Raw genomic sequence first — 18124 nt, 5'->3', positions numbered from 1 at the left:
GAACATGCACCCGACGGCGCGGGCCGTCAGTCGGTCTCGGGAGCCTGCTCCCGCACGCCGGCGGTCTCGCTCGTCGCGGTCCGGGTCTCGCGGGTGTCGGCCGCGCGGTCCGGACCGTCGGGCGTCTTCACCGGCACGATGTCGGGCACCCTGATCTCCGCCTGGCCCGGAGGCGCCGGCGGGTCCGGTGTGACGGGCGGGAAGACCGATCCGTCGCTCTGCAGATGTGATTCGTGAGGGGTCACGTCGTTCACCTATCGCCCCGAGTAGGTGGTTGCTGCTTCGACTTCGACCATACCCACGGTTTGCACCATGGAACCTGTGAGAGCCGGCGCATATGCCGCCAATCGATCACTCCCTGCCCCAGACCGACGAAATCGCTTGACGCCCAACACTCCCGCTCCCACTGTGGAGAGCGGAGGTGGTGGTCGTGAAGGTCGCCGTCATCGGAGGAGGCCCGACCGGCCTCGTCACGGGCATGGGTCTCGCGCGCCGCGGGCACCAGGTCGTCGCCGTGGACCGCGACCCCGGTCCGCCCCCGGACGGCAGCCGGTGGCCACGCCGCGGGGTCATGCAGTTCCACCACGCGCACTCCTTCCGGCCCCAGGTGGGCGAGGTGCTCCGCGCCGAGGCGCCGGCGGCCTGGGACGCCTGGGTCGGCCTCGGCTGCGAGCCGATCGAGATGCCGGTGCCCGACGGACGGACCGTGACCGTCGGCATCCGCTCACGCCGCGAGACCTTCGAGCGGGCCGTACGGTCCGCCGCCCTCCAGCAGCCCGGCCTCGAGGTCCGCTCGGGCCACGTCGACGGCGTCACGACGAGCCGGGGTCGCGCCCAGGGCATCAGCGTCGACGGCTCGGACCTCGAGGCCGACCTCGTCATCGACGCCTCCGGGCGGTCGGGCCGGGTCAACCGCCACCTGCGCAGCCCCGGCGTCGGCGGCGAGTGCGGCATCGCCTACGTCGACCGCGCCTACCGGCTGCGGCCCGGCGTCCCCGCCCCGCCGATGACCAACGCCGTCGCCTGGCAGGGCAACTACGTCGGCTTCATGGTCCTCGTGTTCCTCCACGAGATGGGCATCTTCTCCGCGCTCATCATCCGCTCGACGGCGAACCGCGACCTCGTGGGCCTGAGGCACACCCGGGCGTTCGAGGCGGCGAGCGCTGCCGTCCCGGGACTGGCCGCGTGGACCGCCGACGACGTGGCCGAGCCCCTGACCGACGTGCTACCCGGTGGTCCGCTGCTCAACGTCTACCGCGGCCAGCGCGGCCCCTCGGGCGGGCTCGCGCTGCCCGGCCTCGTCTTCGTCGGCGACTCCGTGTGCACGACGACCCCGATCTTCGGCCGGGGCATCGCGACCTCGCTGACCCAGGTGGCGCAGCTGCTGCAGCTCCTCGACGAGCACGGCTCCGACGTCGAGTCGGTCGGGGAGGAGCTCGACGCCTTCGACGAGACGCGGATGCGGCCGTGGGTCGAGGATCACATGGCGATCGACCACGCCCAGGCGCGACGCTGGGCCGGCGACGACATCGACCTCACGAGGCCCCTGCCCTCCGACCTCATCATGACGGCGGCATCGCAGGACCCGTCCATCGGCGAGGCGGTCGGGCCGTACGTGTCGATGCAGGCCCTCCCCTCCGTGCTCGGCACGGTCGAGGAGCGGGCACGAGCCGTCTACCGCACCGGCTGGCGACCCCGACCTGACCCGGGGCCGACCAGCCAGGAGCTCGCCGAGGTGGTCGCCGCCGCGGTCCCCGTCGGCTAGGACCCGGGCACCGACGCGAGGCTCCGCGCGAGTGCCCGGTCCCGACCGCCCCGGCGCGGCGGTCAGCGGGTCAGGACCCCGACGCGGCCCTGCTCGCCCGAGGCCCAGCACGCGCCGTCGGCCGTGCACTCGACAGAGTCGAAGCTGCCGGTGTCGAACGTGGACCACGAGCGGCCACCGTCGGTCGAGACGTCAGAGCCCGTCGGGCCGACCGCCAGCACCGTGCGCGCCGTGCGCGGCACCCACGCCGAGCCGGACCGGTAGCCGGACGGGTTCGTGGTCGACTTGGTCCACGTGCGTCCTCCGTCGGCGGTCCACGCCGCGTTGTCGACCGCACCGGTCGGGGCCGCGAAGTCCCCGCCGACGATGACGCCGCGGCGGGCGTCGCGGAAGCTCACCGAGAAGATGCCTGCCGACGCGCCGCCCGCGACCGGGCTGTCCGCCACCGTCCACGTGCGCCCGTGGTCGGTCGAGGTGAAGACGCGAGCGGGGTCGACGCCGCCGCTCACGAGGTAGGTGCGTCCGCCGACCCCGGCCGACAGGCACGTGCCGGACGCCGCGAAGCCGAACTCGCCCGGCTTCGCCTCGGGCATGCCGGGCGGGTCGACCTGCGACCACGACCGGCCGCCGTCCGAGGTCTGCACGAGCCGGAACCTGCCGTCGACCGGGTCGCTCATCGCGAGCCCCCGTCGCGGCGAGCTGAAGGCCATGCAGTCGTAGAACGCGGCCGGCTCGGTGTTGCGGAACGTCTCGGTCCAGCTCGCGCCGCCGTCGTCCGTGACGAGGATGCGCGAGTCCGTGCCCTCGCCGATCGAGAGCACGACCGCGTGCCGGGCGTCGAACGCCTCGATGTCGCGGAACTGCAGCGTGCCGGTGCCGAGCCCCTGCGGGCTCACGTTGCGCCACGTGCGGCCACCGTCGGTCGTGCGCAGCACGGTGCCGTTGGTGCCGCTGACCCAGGCGACGTCACGCGACACCGGGGCGAGCCCACGGAAGCGCTCGGTCGTGCCCGTCGGCGTCACCCGCCAGTCGTGTGCCGTGGCCCCCGGGCGCGCGGGAGCGTCACGTCCCACGCGGGCCGGCGACACGGCATACGCACTCGTGGTGGCGGCGACGAGCGCCGTGGTCGTGGCGGCGAGCAGGACCGATCGCGTCAGGGTTCTCATGTCCCCTGAAACTAGCCCCGCCGGGGCCGCCCCGCGCGCTCAGCGGCCGGTGCCGCCGTAGACGATCGCCTCCTGCGCCGAGTCGAGCCCGAACGCCGTGTGGACCGCACGCACCGCGTCGTCGAGCTGGTCGGCGCGCGTCACCGCCGAGACGCGGATCTCGGACGTCGAGATCATCTCGATGTTGATGCCGGCCTCGGCGAGGGCGCCGAAGAACTTCGCCGAGACGCCGGGGTGGCTCTTCATGCCGGCACCGACGAGGGCGATCTTGCCGATCTTGTCGTCGAGCCGCAGGTCCTGGTAGTCGACGTCCTGCTTGATCGACTGCAGCACCTGCATGCCGCGGGCGCCGTCGGCCTGCGGCAGCGTGAAGGAGATGTCGGTCTTGGCGGTCTCGGCGGCCGACACGTTCTGCACGATCATGTCGATGTTGATGCCGGCCTCTGCGATGGCCCCGAAGATCTTCGCCGCGACGCCGACCCGGTCGGGCACCCCGACGATGGTGATCTTGGCCTCGCCGCGGTCGTGGGCGATGCCGGCGATGATCGGAGCTTCCACAGCGCCTTCTCCTTCGTAGGGGTTGTCCTTGATCCAGGTGCCGGCCTTCTGCGACCACGACGAGCGCACGTGGATGGGGATGCCGTAGCGGCGGGCGTACTCGACGCAGCGCAGGTGCAGGATCTTGCTGCCGTTGGCGGCGAGGTCGAGCATCTCCTCCATCGACAGGACGTCGAGCTTGCGGGCGCTGGGCAGGATGCGCGGGTCGGCGGTGAACACGCCGTCGACGTCGGTGTAGATCTCGCAGACGTCGGCCTCGAGCGCCGCGGCGAGCGCGACGGCCGTCGTGTCGGAGCCACCGCGACCGAGGGTCGTGATGTCCTTCGTCGTCTGGCTGACGCCCTGGAAGCCGGCGACGATCGCGATGTGGCCGGCGTCGAGCGCGCTCTGGATGCGGCCCGGCGTCACGTCGATGATGCGGGCGGCGCCGTGGGCGTCGTCGGTGATGACGCCGGCCTGGCTGCCGGTGAACGAGCGCGCCTCGGCGCCGAGCTGGGCGATGGCCATCGCCACGAGCGCCATCGAGATCCGCTCGCCGGAGGTGAGCAGCATGTCGAGCTCGCGTGCCGGCGGGGCCGTGTTGACCTGCTCCGCGAGGTCCATCAGCTCGTCCGTCGTGTCACCCATCGCCGACACGACGACGCACACGGAGTGGCCGGCACGCTGCGTCTCGACGATGCGCCGGGCCACGCGCTTGATGGCCTCGGCGTCGGACACGGACGAACCGCCGTACTTCTGGACGACGATGCTCACACTGGCTCCCGATCTGCTCGGCTGACGGACACTGCTGCGGTGCGACCGAGTCTAGGCTCGCGCGCCCGGCGTCCACCGGGACGTCACGATGGTGAGATGTGCGCCGATTCGTCCCTCGCGCCGCACGTTCTCGCGTCGGCTACGGGTGCAGCGCGTCGAACTCCGCCTCGCCGACCGCCTCGTCGTCGGCGTCGAGGCGCAGGTGAGCGAGGATCGAGTGCAGCGAACGCAGGGCCGTCAGCCCCCGGTCGCCCCAGTGCGAGAGGTAGCTGAACTGCCACCACCACAGCGCCTCGAGCTTGCGGCCGGTCGCGTAGTGCTTGAGCCCGTGGCTGAGCGCGACGGCGACGTCGACGAGGTCGTTGGTGATCGAGCCGTCGGCCCGCTCCGAGGAGGTGATGGGGTCGATGACGTAGACGTAGTCGTCGATGCCGGCGAAGACGTTGGCGAGGCCGGTGCGCAGCGGGTCGGCGTCGTCGTCGGTCGCGTCGGGCTCGAAGCGCTCCTCGGGCACGACGTCCTGGATCGCTCCGAGGCGGGCGCCCGCGACGAGCACCTGCGACAGCGCGAGGGTGACCAGCGGCAGCGCGGTGTCGGGCGAGCTGCCCGACGCGACCTCCGTCACGGAGGTGAGGAAGGCGCTCGCCTCCGCTGCGGTCAGGTCGGCGAGGCCCGACAGGTCGTCGACCTCGCTCGCGTGGCCCTCGGTCACCGGCTGCTCAGTCATGGCTCCCAGCATGCCGTATGCCGTGTCCCCCGGTCGCACTCGGTCGCGGCCACCCGCACGCCGTCGAGTGGGAGCCCTGGGAGGGGCGGGACGGCATACGTCCTCGGTGGGGCCGGCTCAGGCATCGACGCGGCGCCGGCCCTCGAAGGCGCGCCCGAGCGTGACCTCGTCGGCGTACTCGAGGTCGCCGCCCACGGGCAGGCCCGACGCGAGGCGCGTCACCGTGAGCCCGACGTCGCGCAGCAGGCGGCTGAGGTAGGTGGCCGTCGCCTCGCCCTCGAGGTTGGGGTCGGTCGCGATGATGACCTCCTGCACCTCGCCCGACGCGAGACGGGTCATCAGCTCACGCACGCGGAGGTCGTCGGGGCCGATGCCGTCGATCGGGCTGATCGCGCCGCCGAGCACGTGGTACTTGCCGCGGAACTCGCGGGTGCGCTCGATGGCGACGACGTCCTTGGGCTCCTCGACGACGCAGATCGCCGTGTGGTCCCGGCGCGGGTCGGCGCAGATCCGGCACTTCTCCGCCTCGGCGACGTTGCCGCACTCCTCGCAGAAGCGCACCCGGGCCTTGACCTCGGTCAGCGCGGTGACGAGGCGGGTCACGTCGTCGGAGTCGGCCTGGAGCAGGTGGAAGGCGATGCGCTGCGCGCTCTTGGGGCCGACGCCGGGGAGTCGTCCGAGCTCGTCGATCAGGTCCTGCACTGCGCCTTCGTACACATCGCAACCCTAAGCCTGCCGAAGCCGTCCTGCGGACAGCCGCACCGGTCTAGCGTGGCCGGAGGCGGTGGGGTCGCGGGCCCGGCCGCCGTCGACGGCGACGTGGCAGCGAGGTGACACCGTGAAGGACGACCACGAGCAGGACCACGGGCAGGTGCCCGAGCAGGACCCCGTGCGCGACCCCGAGGCCGGGGCGAGCGCGCCAGTCGTCTCGCGCCGGAGCCAGCAGATCCAGGCGGCAGCGCCCTTCCGGATGCTCTTCGAGTTCCTGCGCCGGCGGGCGGCCGCCGAGGCGGAGGCCGACGACCAGGGGCGCGGGGAGCACGACCTGCTCGACTTCACCTTCGGCGACCCGCACGAGCTGGCGATGCCGGCCTACGTCGAGGCGCTCCGCTCGGCGGCCGTGCCCCGGGACGAGCAGTGGTTCGCCTACATGCAGAGCGAGCAGGCGGCACAGGACGCGGCTGCCGCGTCGCTCGAGCGGGTCGTGCCGCTCGGCTGGACCGGCGACGACCTGCGCATGACGACCGGCGGCTTCGGCGCGATCACCGTCGCGATGAAGGCCGTCGCCGACCCCGGTGACGAGGTCGTCTACACGCTGCCACCGTGGTTCCTCTACGAGATCCTCGCGGTCGAGGCCGGGCTCGTGCCGGTCAAGGTGCCGGCGCTGCAGCCGGGCTTCGACCTCGACCTCGACGCCATCGCCGCCGCCATCACCCCACGCACCCGCGTCGTCGTGGTCAACACCCCGAACAACCCGTCGGGCCGCGTCTACCCTCCGGCCCAGCTCACGGCGCTCGCCGCGATCCTGGAGGAGGCGTCGGCGCGCAACGGGCGGCGCATCTGGATCGTCTCGGACGAGCCGTACAACCGGATCGTCTTCGACGGCAAGCCGTTCCACAGCCCGACGCAGTTCTACCGGCACACGCTCCTCTGCTACAGCTACGGCAAGACGCTGCTCGCGCCGGGGCAGCGCGTCGGCTACCTCGCCGTCCCGCCCGGGCTGCCCGAGGCAGACACGCTCATGGGTGCGATCGACAGCCTCCAGGTCGCCGGCGGATGGCTCTTCCCGAACGCGGTCATGCAGTATGCCGTCCCGGACCTCGAGCGCCTCTCCATCGACATCGACGCCCTCCAGTCCAAGCGGGACCGGCTCGTGGGTGCGTTGCGGGAGATGGGCTACGACGTGGCGTCGCCCGAGGGCACGTTCTACCTGTGGCCCCGGTCGCCGGTCCCGGACGACGAGGCGTTCGTCGCCTCCCTCGCGCGTCGGGGCGTCCTCGTCATGCCGGGGACCCTCTTCGAGACGCCCGGCTGGTTCCGGATCTGCCTCACCGCGACGCCGGCGTCGATCGAGGCGGCGATCCCGCACTTCCGGGCCGCCATCAACGAGGCGAAGCGGGCGGATCCGCCCTCCTGAGCCGCCGAGCCTCTGCGCCCCTGGCCCCTGCGCCCCTGCGCCCCGACCGACCGGTCAGTCGGCGAGCCCCTGCGACCACCGCTCCTCGATGCGCCCGAACCGCCACACGGCCAGGGACACCGCCCACGTGACGACGAAGAGGCCGACGATCCAGTAGCCGATGTCGCCGAGGTCGATCCGCCCGACCCAGGCGACCGGCCCTGTCGTGATGTCGAGCTTCTCGTCGAGCAGGCCGACCAGCTCGATGAGCCCGATGACGAGCGCGACGGCGACCGACAGGGAGGTGACGGTGAGGTTGTAGTAGATCTTGCGCACCGGGCGGTTGAAGGCCCAGCCGTAGGCGAGGCTCATGAACGACCCGTCGATGCTGTCGAGGAGCGACATGCCCGCGGCGAAGAGCACGGGAAGGGTCAGGACGGCATACCAGGGCAGGGACGCGGCGGCGGCTCCCCCGGCGATGACGAGCAGCCCGACCTCGGTCACGGTGTCGAAGCCGAGCCCGAAGAGCAGGCCGACGGGATACATGTGCCACGGCTTGCGCACGGCCCGCGTGACGCGGCCGAGGAGGCGGTTGAGGAAGCCGCGCTTGTCGAGCTGCCGCTCGAGCTCGGCCTCGTCGAAGTGCCCGGCGCGCATGCGGCGGAGCACCTTGACGATGCCGACGAGCGCGGCGAGGTTGACCAGGCCGATCAGGACGAGGAAGACGCCCGACACGGTCGTGCCCCAGATGCCGGTGAGCTGCTGGAGCCGCGAGCCGCCGTCGGCGAGCGCGCCCGCGAGCGCGCGGATGCCGAGAGCGAGCAGCATCACCATCACGAAGACGACCGAGGAGTGGCCGAGGCTGAACCAGAAGCCCACACTCATCGCGGGCCGGTCCTCGCCGAGGAGCTTGCGGGTCGTGTTGTCGATCGCGGCGATGTGGTCGGCGTCGAAGGCATGGCGCATGCCGAGGGTGTAGGCCGTGACCCCGAGCCCGACCCCGAAGAGCTGGCCCGCGACGCGGTACTCGTGCGGCGCGACGACCCCGAGGAGCAGACCCCAACCGACGACGTGGAGCAGCAGCACGAAGCCGCCCATGCCGAGCAGGCTGCGGCGGTCGTCGCGCGACAGGCGCTCGAGCAGCGAAGGGCTCGAGAGCGGGCGCGAGGACGTCAGGGTCACGGGCCCACGCTAGATGCGACTACGTCGCATCTGCAACGCGGCGCGGACCGGTGCACCGGGCGGGAACGGCCCGACCGCTCAGACCGCGGGCTCGCCGCCCGGCACCTCGTTGTAGGAGTCGACGCGCTCCTGGCCGCTCAGCCCGGCGATCGCCTCCATCACGCGGTCGGTGAGCAGGCGCCGGGCCTTGCCGGCGGGCATGCCGGCATACTCCTCGACCCCGATCGGCTCGCCGAAGCGCACCGTGACCTTCGCCAGCCGCGGGAAGCGCGCCCCGACCGGCTGGATGTCCTCGGTGCCGATGAGCCCGACCGGCACGATCGGCACCTGCGCGGTCAGCGCGAGCCACGCGACGCCGGTGCGGCCGCGGTAGAGCCGGCCGTCGCGCGAGCGCGTGCCCTCCGGGTAGATCCCGAACGCGTCGCCCGCGCGGAGCACCTCGAGCGCGGTGTCGAGGCTCTCCTGCGCCGCGGTCGCGGAGTGGCGGTTGACCGGCACCATGCCGACGGCGCTGAAGAAGCCCTTGCGCAGGAAGCCGCCGACGCCCGGGCCCGTCCAGTACTCCTCCTTGGCGAGGAAGCGCACCTGTCGCGGCGAGGCGAGCGGGATGGCGAAGGAGTCGATGAACGAGCGGTGGTTGCTCGCGACGATGACGCCGCCCTCGCGCGGGATGTTCTCCTTGCCCTCGATGGTGGGCCGGTACAGCGCATGGGACAGCGGGTACAGGAGGTTGCGCCCGAGGCTGTAGAACATGGGGCACAGCCTAGGGCCGGGCGCGGGCCACCCGGGGTGGGGCGTCCGTCCCAGCCGCTCGGTGACCACCCCTTGGTATGCCGTGTGCCCGGCTCAGGCGCGGGCGCGCACCGCCCACGCGGTGGCCATGATGTAGAACGGCGGCTCCGGCAGCAGCTCGCGGCAGTGCTCGCGCAGGCGGACCCTGGCCACGTCGTCGAGGCTGAGCACGTGCGCGCCCGCCGGACCCACCCCGAACGTGTAGGGCCCCCACCAGTCCTCGAACGTGGGGTGCCGCACGGTGACGGTCAGGGCGGTGTCCTCGATCTGGTTGAGCCCCGCTTCGTCGCAGAGGCGCGCCAGGTCACCCTCGCGGGCCCCCGGCATGCTCGACTCGTCGTCGACCTCCGGGTCGAGGTCCCGCGCCGCCCGCCAGAACGCGGTGAGCGGGGCGCCACCGCCGGCGAGGTCCCACACGCACGCCGACACCGTGCCCCCGGGCCGCGTGACGCGAGCCATCTCGCGCAGGCCGAGTGCCGGGTCCGGCATGAAGCTGACGACGAGCTGCGCGAGCACGTGGTCGAAGAGGTCGTCGGGGTAGGGCAGCTGCTCGGCCGTCGCCACCTGCACGTCGAGAGTCGGGAACGACTGCCGCAGCGCGACGAGCAGCGACTGGGACGGGTCGACCGCAGACACGCCGTCGACCCCGAGCCGCTCGATGAGGACGCGGGTCAGGGCTCCCGTCCCACAGCCCACGTCGAGCGCCCGACCGGGTCCTGACACACCGGACCAGTCGGCGAACCGCTCGGCGAGCGGCCCTGAGTAGCGCCCCATGAAGCGGTTGTAGGCGTCGGCCGCAACCTCGAAGGTCACGCTCCGACGCTACCCCCGAACACCCCTGCGCCGGAGGGGAACTGGCGATCGCAGCAGATCCTGTGGCGCGACGCCGCAGCAACCTGAGGACAGCCATGACTGCCCCACCACACCGTCGAGTGGCCCCGTCGTCACACCCGACCGCCGGCCCCGGCGGCCGAGTCGGACGGGGTCAGTTCTCGAGCTCCTGCACGACGCGGCCGCCGAGGACCTTCTCGATGACGGAGCGCCCGACGTCGCCCGACTGCTCGATGTCCTCGTCGTCGTCGCTCACGGCCGAGTCGTCGGTGACGGGCTGGCGCGGCTGGTCGTCGTCGGCGGACCGGGCGTCACCGGCACGCGAACGGGCCTGGGCGAAGGACTGACGCACGGCGCTGGCGCCGCGCACCGCGGAGTCCGTGGGCGCCTCTGGCGGCGCGGACCCGGCACCGGGCGCAGCGGCGGCCGTGGCCCCGCCCGAGGCAGCCGCCGGTGCGGCCGTCGAGGGACCCGTGGCCCAGTCGGGCGCCGGACCCGTCGCCGAGCCCCACCCGGCGTTGTCCTGCAGCGACCGCCCCGCGACCGGGCTCAGTCCGGCGTCGGCGAGCGCCGTCGCGCCTCGTGACCCGGCGGCCGAGGCGTTGCCGGTTGCTCCCCCACCCGTGCCGCCGGTCCCGTTGGAGGTGGTGCTGCCGGGGCCGGCGGACTCATGCCCCGCGCCGGCATCACCCCACGAGGAGCGCCCGGCGCCGCCGGCGCCTCCTGCGCCGCCCTGGGGGGTCACTCCCTGCCCGCCGTCGACGGGGCCGACCGGCTCGCCCTTGCTCGGCGGGTCGGGCAGGCCCACCGGGACCGAGCCCGGCGGCGGCGCGACGGGGGCCTGCTGCGAGACGGCGTCCATGTGGATGCCGTCGACGACGGCATCGACCCCGAGCTCGTCGATGAGCGCCTGGCGCACGATGTCGGAGTGGTTGCCGGCCCGGAAGGTCTGGGTCAGACCCGCCGTCGCGATGCCGAGCGTCAGCTTGCGGCCGTCGAAGGCCATGACCTGGGCGTTCTGCGAGACGAAGGTCCACGTGATGCGGCGCATCGTGAAGATCCGACCGAGCACGTTGGGCCACGCCCGCCGGATGGCGTCGGTGTCCATGCCGCCGGTCGAGCCGCCCTGCGCGCTGTCACCGGACGCGTCGGGAGCGCTGGTCGGCTGGGCTTCGGCGCCCGTGGTGCCGGAGGTGTCCGGCTCGTTGGACCCACCCGCCCGCACCTGCTCGGATGCTCCGGCCAGGTGCTGGGCACCACCCGTCGGCTCGACGACGGAGGGGCCTCCGACCGACTCGGCAGGGGCCATGACGGACGGAGCGCCGGCCTCGGCCCGCGCGGCATCGACCCGTCCTGCATCGCCCGGACCCGCGCCCGTGGGGCCTGCGTGCCCGGCCTGGCCCTGCTGGCCCTGCTGGTCGTGCGGGCTCGGCTGGCCCTGCGGCTGCGAGCCGGGATGCCCACCCGGTGATCCCGGTGCGGCCTGCGCCTCCGGCGCGACAGATGCGGATGCCGCCGCGGTCTCGACACCGACGCTCCGCCCGCCGCCGCCCATGCCACCCGCGGCGTGCGAGGAGCCGGACCCCCCGCTCGACGGCGGGGTGTAGTCGGAGACGGTGCGCGGCGGGGCCGTCGCGGCGGGTGCGGGCGCCGGGGCGCGCCCCGCCGGCGCGGACGCCTCGGAGCGGGCGGCGGTGGGGACTCCCCCGACGTCGAGGCGACGCTCGAGGCGGTCGAGGCGGGCGGCATACCCCTGCTCGCCGGAGGCGGCCGGCAGCAGGATGCGCGCACAGATCAGCTCGAGCTGGAGGCGTGGCGCAGTGGCACCGGTCATCTCGGTCAGGCCGGTGTTGACGATGTCGGCCGCGCGCGAGAGAGCGCCCGGCCCGAAGCCCGCCTGCTGCACCCGCATGCGCTCGAGCTGGTCCTCTGGGACGCCCCGCAGCACCTGGCCGGCGCCCTCGGGGATCGCAGCCACGATGATGAGGTCGCGCAGCCGCTCGAGGAGGTCCTCGACGAAGCGGCGCGGGTCGTGTCCGGACTCGATGACCCGGTCGACCTGGCGGAAGGTGGCGGCCCCGTCGCCCGCGGCCAGCGCGTCGACGGTGCTGTCGAGCAGCTCGCCGTCGGTGAAGCCGAGCAGCGACACCGCGCCGTCGTAGGTCAGGCCCTCGGGCCCCGAGCCGGCGATCAGCTGGTCGAGCACCGAGAGGGAGTCGCGCACGGAGCCACCGCCCGCGCGCGTGACGAAGCTGAGCACTCCCGGCTGGGTCGCGACGTGCTCGGCCTCGAGCAGCCGCTCCATGTAGCTCGTGAGCTTGGCCGGGGGGACGAGCCGGAACGGGTAGTGGTGCGTGCGCGAGCGGATCGTGCCGATGACCTTCTCCGGCTCGGTCGTGGCGAAGACGAACTTCACGTGCTCCGGCGGCTCCTCGACGATCTTGAGCAGCGCGTTGAAGCCCTGCGGCGTCACCATGTGCGCCTCGTCGATGATGTAGATCTTGAAGCGGCTCTGCGCGGGGCCGTAGGAGGCCCGCTCGCGCAGGTCACGGGCGTCGTCGACGCCGCCGTGGCTGGCCGCGTCGATCTCGATGACGTCGACCGAGCCGGATCCGCCGCGTGCGAGCGCCACGCACGAGTCGCACCTGCCGCACGGGGTGGGCGTGGGGCCCTCCTCGCAGTTGAGGCAGCGCGCGAGGATGCGCGCGCTCGTCGTCTTGCCGCAGCCGCGGGGGCCGCTGAAGAGGTAGGCGTGGTTGACCCGTCCCGTGCGCAGCGCCTGCATGAGCGGCTCCGTCACGTGCTCCTGGCCGATGACGTCGGCGAAGCTCTCGGGCCGGTAGCGGCGGTACAGGGCGGTGGCCATGCCCGAAACCCTAACCGTCGGGACCGACGCCCGGGAACGCCGGGAACACCGACCGGAGCGGCGGCGCACCGACGGCGAAAGGGTGAACAGCTCCTTACGGAGCGACGTTCCGAGGGGCGGCTGTCGGCGGGTGTGCCTAGGGTCGATGCACCGGCTCGTCGAGCGACCCAAGCGACGGCCGGACGGAGGAGGACACCATGCCCGACCCGACCTGGGACGCCGACACCCTCGTCACCAGATTCGACGAGGTGCGAGCGCACACCGAGACGCTCGCCGCACCGCTCTCGCCCGAGGACCAGACCGTCCAGTCCATGCCGGACGTGTCGCCGACGAAGTGGCACCGCGCCCACGTGACGTGGTTCTTCGAGACCTTCGTGCTCGCCGACCACGAGCCGTCGTTCAAGCCCTACCAGGACCAGTACTGGTTCCTCTTCAACAGCTACTACGAGGGGGTCGGGCCGCGCTACGCCCGTGCCGAGCGCGGCTTCATCACCCGTCCCGGCGCCCACGACGTCGGCCTCTACCGCGCCGACGTCGACGCCCGCATGCGCGACCTCGTGACGACGCTCGACGGCGGCTCGCTCGAGAAGCTCGCCTCGACCATCGAGCTCGGCTTCCACCACGAGCAGCAGCACCAGGAGCTGCTCCTCATGGACATCAAGCACGTCCTGTCGGTCAACCCCCTCCAGCCGGCGTATGCCGGGAGCCCCCTCGCGCCGTCGGCTCCCGACCCGTTGGGCTGGGTCGACGTCGAGGGCGGCCTCGTCGAGGTCGGGCACCGCGGCGGTGGTTTCAGCTTCGACAACGAGCTCCCGCCGCACCAGCAGTGGCTCGAGCCCTACCGCCTCGCCGACCGGCTCGTCACCAACGGCGAGTGGCTCGAGTTCATGGCCGACCGCGGCTACGACCGGCACGAGCTGTGGCTCTCCGACGGGTGGGCCAAGGTGCGCGCCGAGGGCTGGCGCGCGCCGTTCTACTGGCGCGAGGTCGACGGGGTCTGGTTCGAGCACACCCTGAGCGGCACCCGTCCGGTCGACCCCGGGCTGCCCGTCAGCCACGTCAGCCACTACGAGGCCGACGCCTACGCCACCTGGTGCGGCCGACGCCTGCCCACCGAGGGCGAGTGGGAGCACGCCGTCGTCGCCGACGGGCAGGCCGACGCCTCGGGCGTGGGCGGCAACCTCGCCGACACCGAGACCTTCCATCCCCGGGCGGCAGGGCCGCCGACGGGACACCTGCGCCAGGTCTACGGCGACTGCTGGGAGTGGACGAGCTCGGCCTACCTCGCCTACCCGGGCTACCACCCGCCGGCCGGGGCCATCGGCGAGTACAACGGCAAGTTCATGTCGGGCCAGATGGTCCTTCGCGGCGGCTGCGCGCTCACCCCGCCCGGCCACGCCCGGGCCACCTACCGCAACTTCTTCCCTCCGGGCTCGCGCTGGGCGCTGTCCGGTGTCCGGCTCGCTGATGGAGGTGTCCGCCCGTGACCGCTCGTGAACCCGTCGTCACCGTCGCGCTCGACCCCGACTGGGCCTCCGGGGCCCTCGTCGACGACGTCCGCCGCGGTCTCGGCTCGCAGCCGCGCACCCTGCCGCCCAAGTGGCTCTACGACGACGTCGGCTCCGACCTCTTCGACGAGATCACGCGCCTGCCGGAGTACTACCCCACCGAGTGCGAGCGGGCGATCCTGCGCGACCACGCCGCCGACATCGTCGCCGCCTGCGACGCGACGACCGTGGTCGAGCTCGGCAGCGGCACGAGCGACAAGACCCGCACGCTGCTCGACGCCTTCGCCGCCGTCGGCAGCCTCGAGCGGTTCGTCCCGGTCGACGTCTCCGAGCAGACCCTGCGCGACGCGGCCGCCATGCTGTCCGAGCGCTACCCGTCACTGCGGGTCGAGGCCCTCGTCGGCGACTTCACGCTCCACCTCGGGCACCTGCCCCGCGGTGGCCGGCGTCTCGTCGCGTTCCTCGGCGGGACCATCGGCAACTTCTACGTCGAGGAGCGGGCAGCCTTCCTCGGGGCGTTGCACGACAGCCTCGAGCCCGGCGACTGGTTCCTGCTCGGCACCGACCTCGTCAAGAGCACCGACCGGCTCATCAGCGCCTACGACGACAGCAGCGGCATCACCGCCGCGTTCGTCACGAACTGCCTCGAGGTGCTCAACCGCGAGCTCGGCGCCGACTTCGACGTCGACGCCTTCTCCTACGTCCCGTTCTGGGACCCGCGTCAGGAGCGCATGGACCTGCGGCTGCGGGCCGACATGCCCCAGAGGGTCACCATCCCCGGGGCCGACCTCGTCTTCGACCTCGCGCACGGGGAGGAGATCCGCGTCGAGATCTCGACGAAGTTCCGCCCGGAGCGCCTGCGCGACGAGCTGGCCGCGGCCGGCTTCTCCGTCGAGCGGGCGTGGACCGACACCGACGGCGACTTCGCCCTGACGCTCGCCCGACGCGAGGGGTGAGGCGGCAGGGCGCAGCCGCGACCGATTGGGTGTCGGCCACGGCGTTGGGTGAGACTGGGGCGACCTGAGTACGACACGACGTAGGAGACCCCGCATGACGCCTCGCACCCTCTACCGCCGGCTCGCCCTCGCGGAGGTGGTCACGTGGGCCCTGCTCCTGCTCGGCATGGTCCTCAAGTACGTCACCCGCACGACCGAGCTCGGGGTGCAGGTCTTCGGTCTCGTCCACGGCGTCGTCTTCATCGCCTTCTGCCTCGTCACGGTCCTGCTCTGGGTCAACCAGCGCTGGACGGCGCGCGAGGGCCTGCTCGGACTGCTCAGCGCCGTCCCGCCCTTCCTCACGGTCTGGTGGGAGCGCCGGCTCGAGCGGCGCGGTCGCCTCGAGGGCGGCTGGCGGCTCGGCCGTGACGGGGACGCGCCGACCAACCCGGCCGAGCGGGTCGTGGCGACGCTCCTCGCCCGTCCGGTCGTCGCCGTCGCGGTGGGCGTCGTCGCCGTGGCCGCCCTGACCGGCGTCGCGCTCGTCGTCGGTCCTCCGGTCAGCGCACAGGGCTGACCGCGAGGTTCGTCCTCGGCGGAGCTGTCCCGACGGGCGAGCGCGAGCCTGCTCGGCGCCGCAGGGTCAGCGCGCTCGGAGCCGCGCGGCATACGGTGGCCTCCGACGGACCAGCCGGTCCGAGCGGTGCAGCGAAGGGATGGGTTCAGATGGGTGCGGTCGCAGTGCTGGCCGGCGAGGTGCGCGCCGAGGGCGTCGGCAAGACGATCGACGAGACGACCCTGCTGCTGCCCACCGACGTCAGCGCCGACCCCGGCGAGTGCATCGTCCTGCGCGGCCCCAACGGCTCGGGCAAGACGACCCTGCTGCGCATCATCGGCGGTCTCCTCGCGCCGAGCACCGGCACCGCGACCATCGGCGGCCGGGAGGCCGACGAGCGCGACCGGGCCGTCCGCGCCGCCGTCGCAGCCCTGCTCGGCGCCCCGACGACCTACCGTGACCTGACACTGGTCGACCACCTCGTGCTCATCGACTCGACGTGGGGCGGCGAGCCCGCGACGTCCGACGAGCGCAGCCAGGCCCTGCTCGACCGCCTCGGCATCGCCCACCTCGACGACCGCTTCCCGCACGAGCTGTCGTCGGGGCAGGAGCAGCTCTTCCGACTCGCGCTGACCTTCTCGCGCCCGGCGAGCGTCGTGCTGCTCGACGAGCCCGAGCAGCGTCTCGACACCGCCAAGCGCCAGGTCGTCGCGGCCCTCATCGGCGAGCGCACGCAGACCGGCGCCACCGTCGTCATGGCCTGCCACGATCCCGAGCTGACGGCCGCCCTCGCGACTCGCGTCGTCGACGTCGTGCCGGCGCGCTGAGCCGGGACGCCGCATGAGCAAGCGCAAGAAGCCGGCCGGCGCCAAGCCAGCACCGAAGCCACGACCGGGCCACACGGCATACGACCCGAAGGCTCCCGAACCCACGCCGCAGGTCCCGTTGGCGCAGCTCCCGTTGGCGCCGGTCCCGACGGGGACCGAGGTCGACTACGACGACCACGACCTGCTCGGCCAGGCCGACTGGGTCATCGGCGGCGACGCCGCACGCAAGGCTCGCCAGCAGGGGCTGTATGCCGGCTACGTCCTCTTCCTCGGCGCCCTCGTCTACGGCCTGCCGATCGTCCAGGCGGTGTTCCGCACGTCCGACGCCGGCTCGCTCGGGGAGCAGCTGCGCTCCCCCGTGGCGGTGGCCCTCCTCGTCGCGTCGGTGGCGGCCCTGCTCGGGGCCGTCGTCTTCGCCGGGCGCTTCCGCGGGCCGGTCGTGCCGCCCATGCCGTGGATCGACCTTGTGCTGCCCGCACCGCTCGACCGTGCACTCGCGCTGCGTCGGTGGTGGCGCTACGCGGCAGTCGGCGGCCTCTTCGTCGGGGCGCTGAGCGGCCTGACCATCGGCGCGGGCCTCGCCTTCGCCCACCTCGCCGGCGTCGTGACGATCATCGTGACGACCGTCGTAGGCACTGCGCTCGGCGTGCTCGCCAGCCGGCTCTGGCTCTGGTCGCAGGTCCGGTCCTGGCCAGGTCCCGACCGCAGCCTCAGCCTGCTGTGGCGGGTGCCAGACGCCCTGCGCGAGCTGCACGCGGAGTCCCTGCGCGCGCACTCGGCCAACACCTCGACGATGGCCGGCTCGGCCCTGACCGGCAACCTCCGCACGGCGCGGCTCGCCCTCACCCGGCCGGTCCGGCACGGCCGCATGGCGCGCCTGCGGCCCGGACGACCGTTCAGCGTGCTCGTGCGACGCGACGTCCTCGGCCTGCGGCGCACGCCCGGCGCCTTCCTCTCCGGCCTCGGGCTGACCCTGCTGGGCGGCGCGGTCATCACGTGGGCCTTCACGCAGCCGGCGGCTCCGAGCATCGCCGCGACCATCGGCCTGCTCCCGCTCTACCTCGGCTTCGGCGCCTGGTCGGAGGGGCTGCGCCTGCAGGCCGACAACGTCGGGACCCCCTCGCTGCTCGGCACCACCGAGGTCACCGAGGCGGTTGCGCACGTCACGCTTCCGACCGCACTGACCGTCGTCGTCCTCGGCGGCTGGGTCGGTGTCGCCGCGGCGGTCGGATCGCTCCCGGCCAGCGCACTGCTGTCGCTCTGGCTCGTCCTCGTGCTCGTCGTCGCCGGCAACGTGCTGGCCGCCTTCCGTGGCTCCCCCACCTTCGTGCTGCGGCCCCAGATGGTCGCGATCTGGTATGCCGTGCCCGCCCTCACCGTCGTCGTCCTCGGTTCGGTCCTGGCGGTGCTGACCAAGGCCGGGAACTACACCTGGCTCTCGGTCGTGAGCTGGGTCGTCTACGCCGTGCTCGCCTGGTCGGTCTCGAAGGTGCGACGTCTGACCTACGCGCACCGGGCCTGATCCCCCCGTCCCTGGCACAA

16 protein-coding genes are annotated in these 18124 nt (G+C 73.0%); 7 read left to right on the top strand and 9 right to left on the bottom strand.

Translation table 11 applies throughout. The features are described from left to right. Nucleotides 1-26: 26 nt before the first annotated feature. On the bottom strand, nucleotides 27-245 hold the full coding sequence (locus ABD297_RS19375; RefSeq protein WP_344256741.1) for a hypothetical protein: 219 nt from the start codon (nucleotides 243-245) through the stop codon (nucleotides 27-29). A gap of 185 nt (nucleotides 246-430) precedes the next feature. On the opposite strand from ABD297_RS19375, the gene ABD297_RS19370 reads away from it, so the two are divergent. Beyond that, on the top strand, nucleotides 431-1765 hold the full coding sequence (locus tag ABD297_RS19370; RefSeq protein WP_344256740.1) for an FAD-dependent oxidoreductase: 1335 nt from the start codon (nucleotides 431-433) through the stop codon (nucleotides 1763-1765). Nucleotides 1766-1827: 62 nt separating this feature from the next. On the opposite strand, the gene ABD297_RS19365 is transcribed toward ABD297_RS19370, so the two are convergent. From ABD297_RS19365 to recR, 4 genes are all read right to left on the bottom strand, one after another. Next, entirely contained in the window at nucleotides 1828-2931 is a 1104-nt protein-coding gene (locus tag ABD297_RS19365) for a WD40/YVTN/BNR-like repeat-containing protein (RefSeq protein ID WP_344256739.1), read from the bottom strand. 39 nt (nucleotides 2932-2970) lie between these two features. Then, on the bottom strand, nucleotides 2971-4242 hold the full coding sequence (locus tag ABD297_RS19360) for an aspartate kinase (RefSeq protein ID WP_344256738.1): 1272 nt from the start codon (nucleotides 4240-4242) through the stop codon (nucleotides 2971-2973). 139 nt (nucleotides 4243-4381) lie between these two features. Further along, nucleotides 4382-4969 carry a DUF5063 domain-containing protein gene (locus ABD297_RS19355; protein WP_344256737.1) on the bottom strand — a complete coding sequence of 196 codons (588 nt, stop codon included), beginning with the start codon at nucleotides 4967-4969 and terminating at the stop codon, nucleotides 4382-4384. A 117-nt stretch (nucleotides 4970-5086) separates the two neighbouring features. Next, complete coding sequence (recR, locus tag ABD297_RS19350) at nucleotides 5087-5686, bottom strand: recombination mediator RecR (RefSeq protein WP_344256736.1); 600 nt, start codon at nucleotides 5684-5686, stop codon at nucleotides 5087-5089. Between the two features lie 121 nt (nucleotides 5687-5807). Here recR and ABD297_RS19345 point away from each other — a divergent pair, with 121 nt between their 5' ends. Continuing rightward, a complete protein-coding gene (locus ABD297_RS19345) occupies nucleotides 5808-7106 on the top strand; it encodes an aminotransferase class I/II-fold pyridoxal phosphate-dependent enzyme (protein ID WP_344256735.1) in 1299 nt (432 codons plus the stop codon). 54 nt (nucleotides 7107-7160) lie between these two features. On the opposite strand, the gene nicT is transcribed toward ABD297_RS19345, so the two are convergent. The 4 genes from nicT to ABD297_RS19325 all read right to left on the bottom strand — a co-directional run bounded on the left by nicT (nucleotide 7161) and on the right by ABD297_RS19325 (nucleotide 12756). Further along, nucleotides 7161-8267 carry a Nickel transporter NicT gene (nicT, locus tag ABD297_RS19340; protein ID WP_344256734.1) on the bottom strand — a complete coding sequence of 369 codons (1107 nt, stop codon included), beginning with the start codon at nucleotides 8265-8267 and terminating at the stop codon, nucleotides 7161-7163. A 78-nt stretch (nucleotides 8268-8345) separates the two neighbouring features. Next, nucleotides 8346-9020 carry a lysophospholipid acyltransferase family protein gene (locus ABD297_RS19335; RefSeq protein WP_344256733.1) on the bottom strand — a complete coding sequence of 225 codons (675 nt, stop codon included), beginning with the start codon at nucleotides 9018-9020 and terminating at the stop codon, nucleotides 8346-8348. A gap of 93 nt (nucleotides 9021-9113) precedes the next feature. Continuing rightward, nucleotides 9114-9872, bottom strand: coding sequence for a class I SAM-dependent methyltransferase (locus tag ABD297_RS19330; protein ID WP_344256732.1), 759 nt, complete (start codon nucleotides 9870-9872; stop codon nucleotides 9114-9116). Between the two features lie 172 nt (nucleotides 9873-10044). Beyond that, complete coding sequence (locus ABD297_RS19325; RefSeq protein ID WP_344256731.1) at nucleotides 10045-12756, bottom strand: DNA polymerase III subunit gamma and tau; 2712 nt, start codon at nucleotides 12754-12756, stop codon at nucleotides 10045-10047. Between the two features lie 197 nt (nucleotides 12757-12953). Here ABD297_RS19325 and egtB point away from each other — a divergent pair, with 197 nt between their 5' ends. The 5 genes from egtB (at nucleotide 12954) to ABD297_RS19300 (ending at nucleotide 18104) form a co-directional block, all read left to right on the top strand. Beyond that, nucleotides 12954-14243, top strand: coding sequence for an ergothioneine biosynthesis protein EgtB (gene egtB / locus ABD297_RS19320; protein ID WP_344256730.1), 1290 nt, complete (start codon nucleotides 12954-12956; stop codon nucleotides 14241-14243). Continuing rightward, entirely contained in the window at nucleotides 14240-15220 is a 981-nt protein-coding gene (gene egtD, locus ABD297_RS19315) for an L-histidine N(alpha)-methyltransferase (RefSeq protein WP_344256729.1), read from the top strand. The genes egtB and egtD overlap by 4 nt, the downstream gene beginning before the upstream one ends. 94 nt (nucleotides 15221-15314) lie before the next feature. Next, entirely contained in the window at nucleotides 15315-15776 is a 462-nt protein-coding gene (locus ABD297_RS19310) for a DUF3817 domain-containing protein (RefSeq protein ID WP_344256728.1), read from the top strand. A gap of 149 nt (nucleotides 15777-15925) precedes the next feature. After that, nucleotides 15926-16582, top strand: a complete 657-nt coding sequence (locus tag ABD297_RS19305) for an ABC transporter ATP-binding protein (protein WP_344256726.1) — start codon at nucleotides 15926-15928, stop codon at nucleotides 16580-16582. Nucleotides 16583-16595: 13 nt separating this feature from the next. Further along, the gene (locus ABD297_RS19300; protein ID WP_344256725.1) at nucleotides 16596-18104 is read left to right on the top strand and encodes a hypothetical protein; all 1509 of its coding nucleotides are present in this window, start codon (nucleotides 16596-16598) and stop codon (nucleotides 18102-18104) included. The last annotated feature ends 20 nt before the right edge of the window (nucleotides 18105-18124 follow it).

The sequence above is a fragment of the Terrabacter carboxydivorans genome, assembly GCF_039532035.1.
In the GTDB taxonomy this organism is placed as follows: domain Bacteria; phylum Actinomycetota; class Actinomycetes; order Actinomycetales; family Dermatophilaceae; genus Terrabacter; species Terrabacter carboxydivorans.
This window is presented reverse-complemented; position numbering and strand designations above follow the sequence as displayed.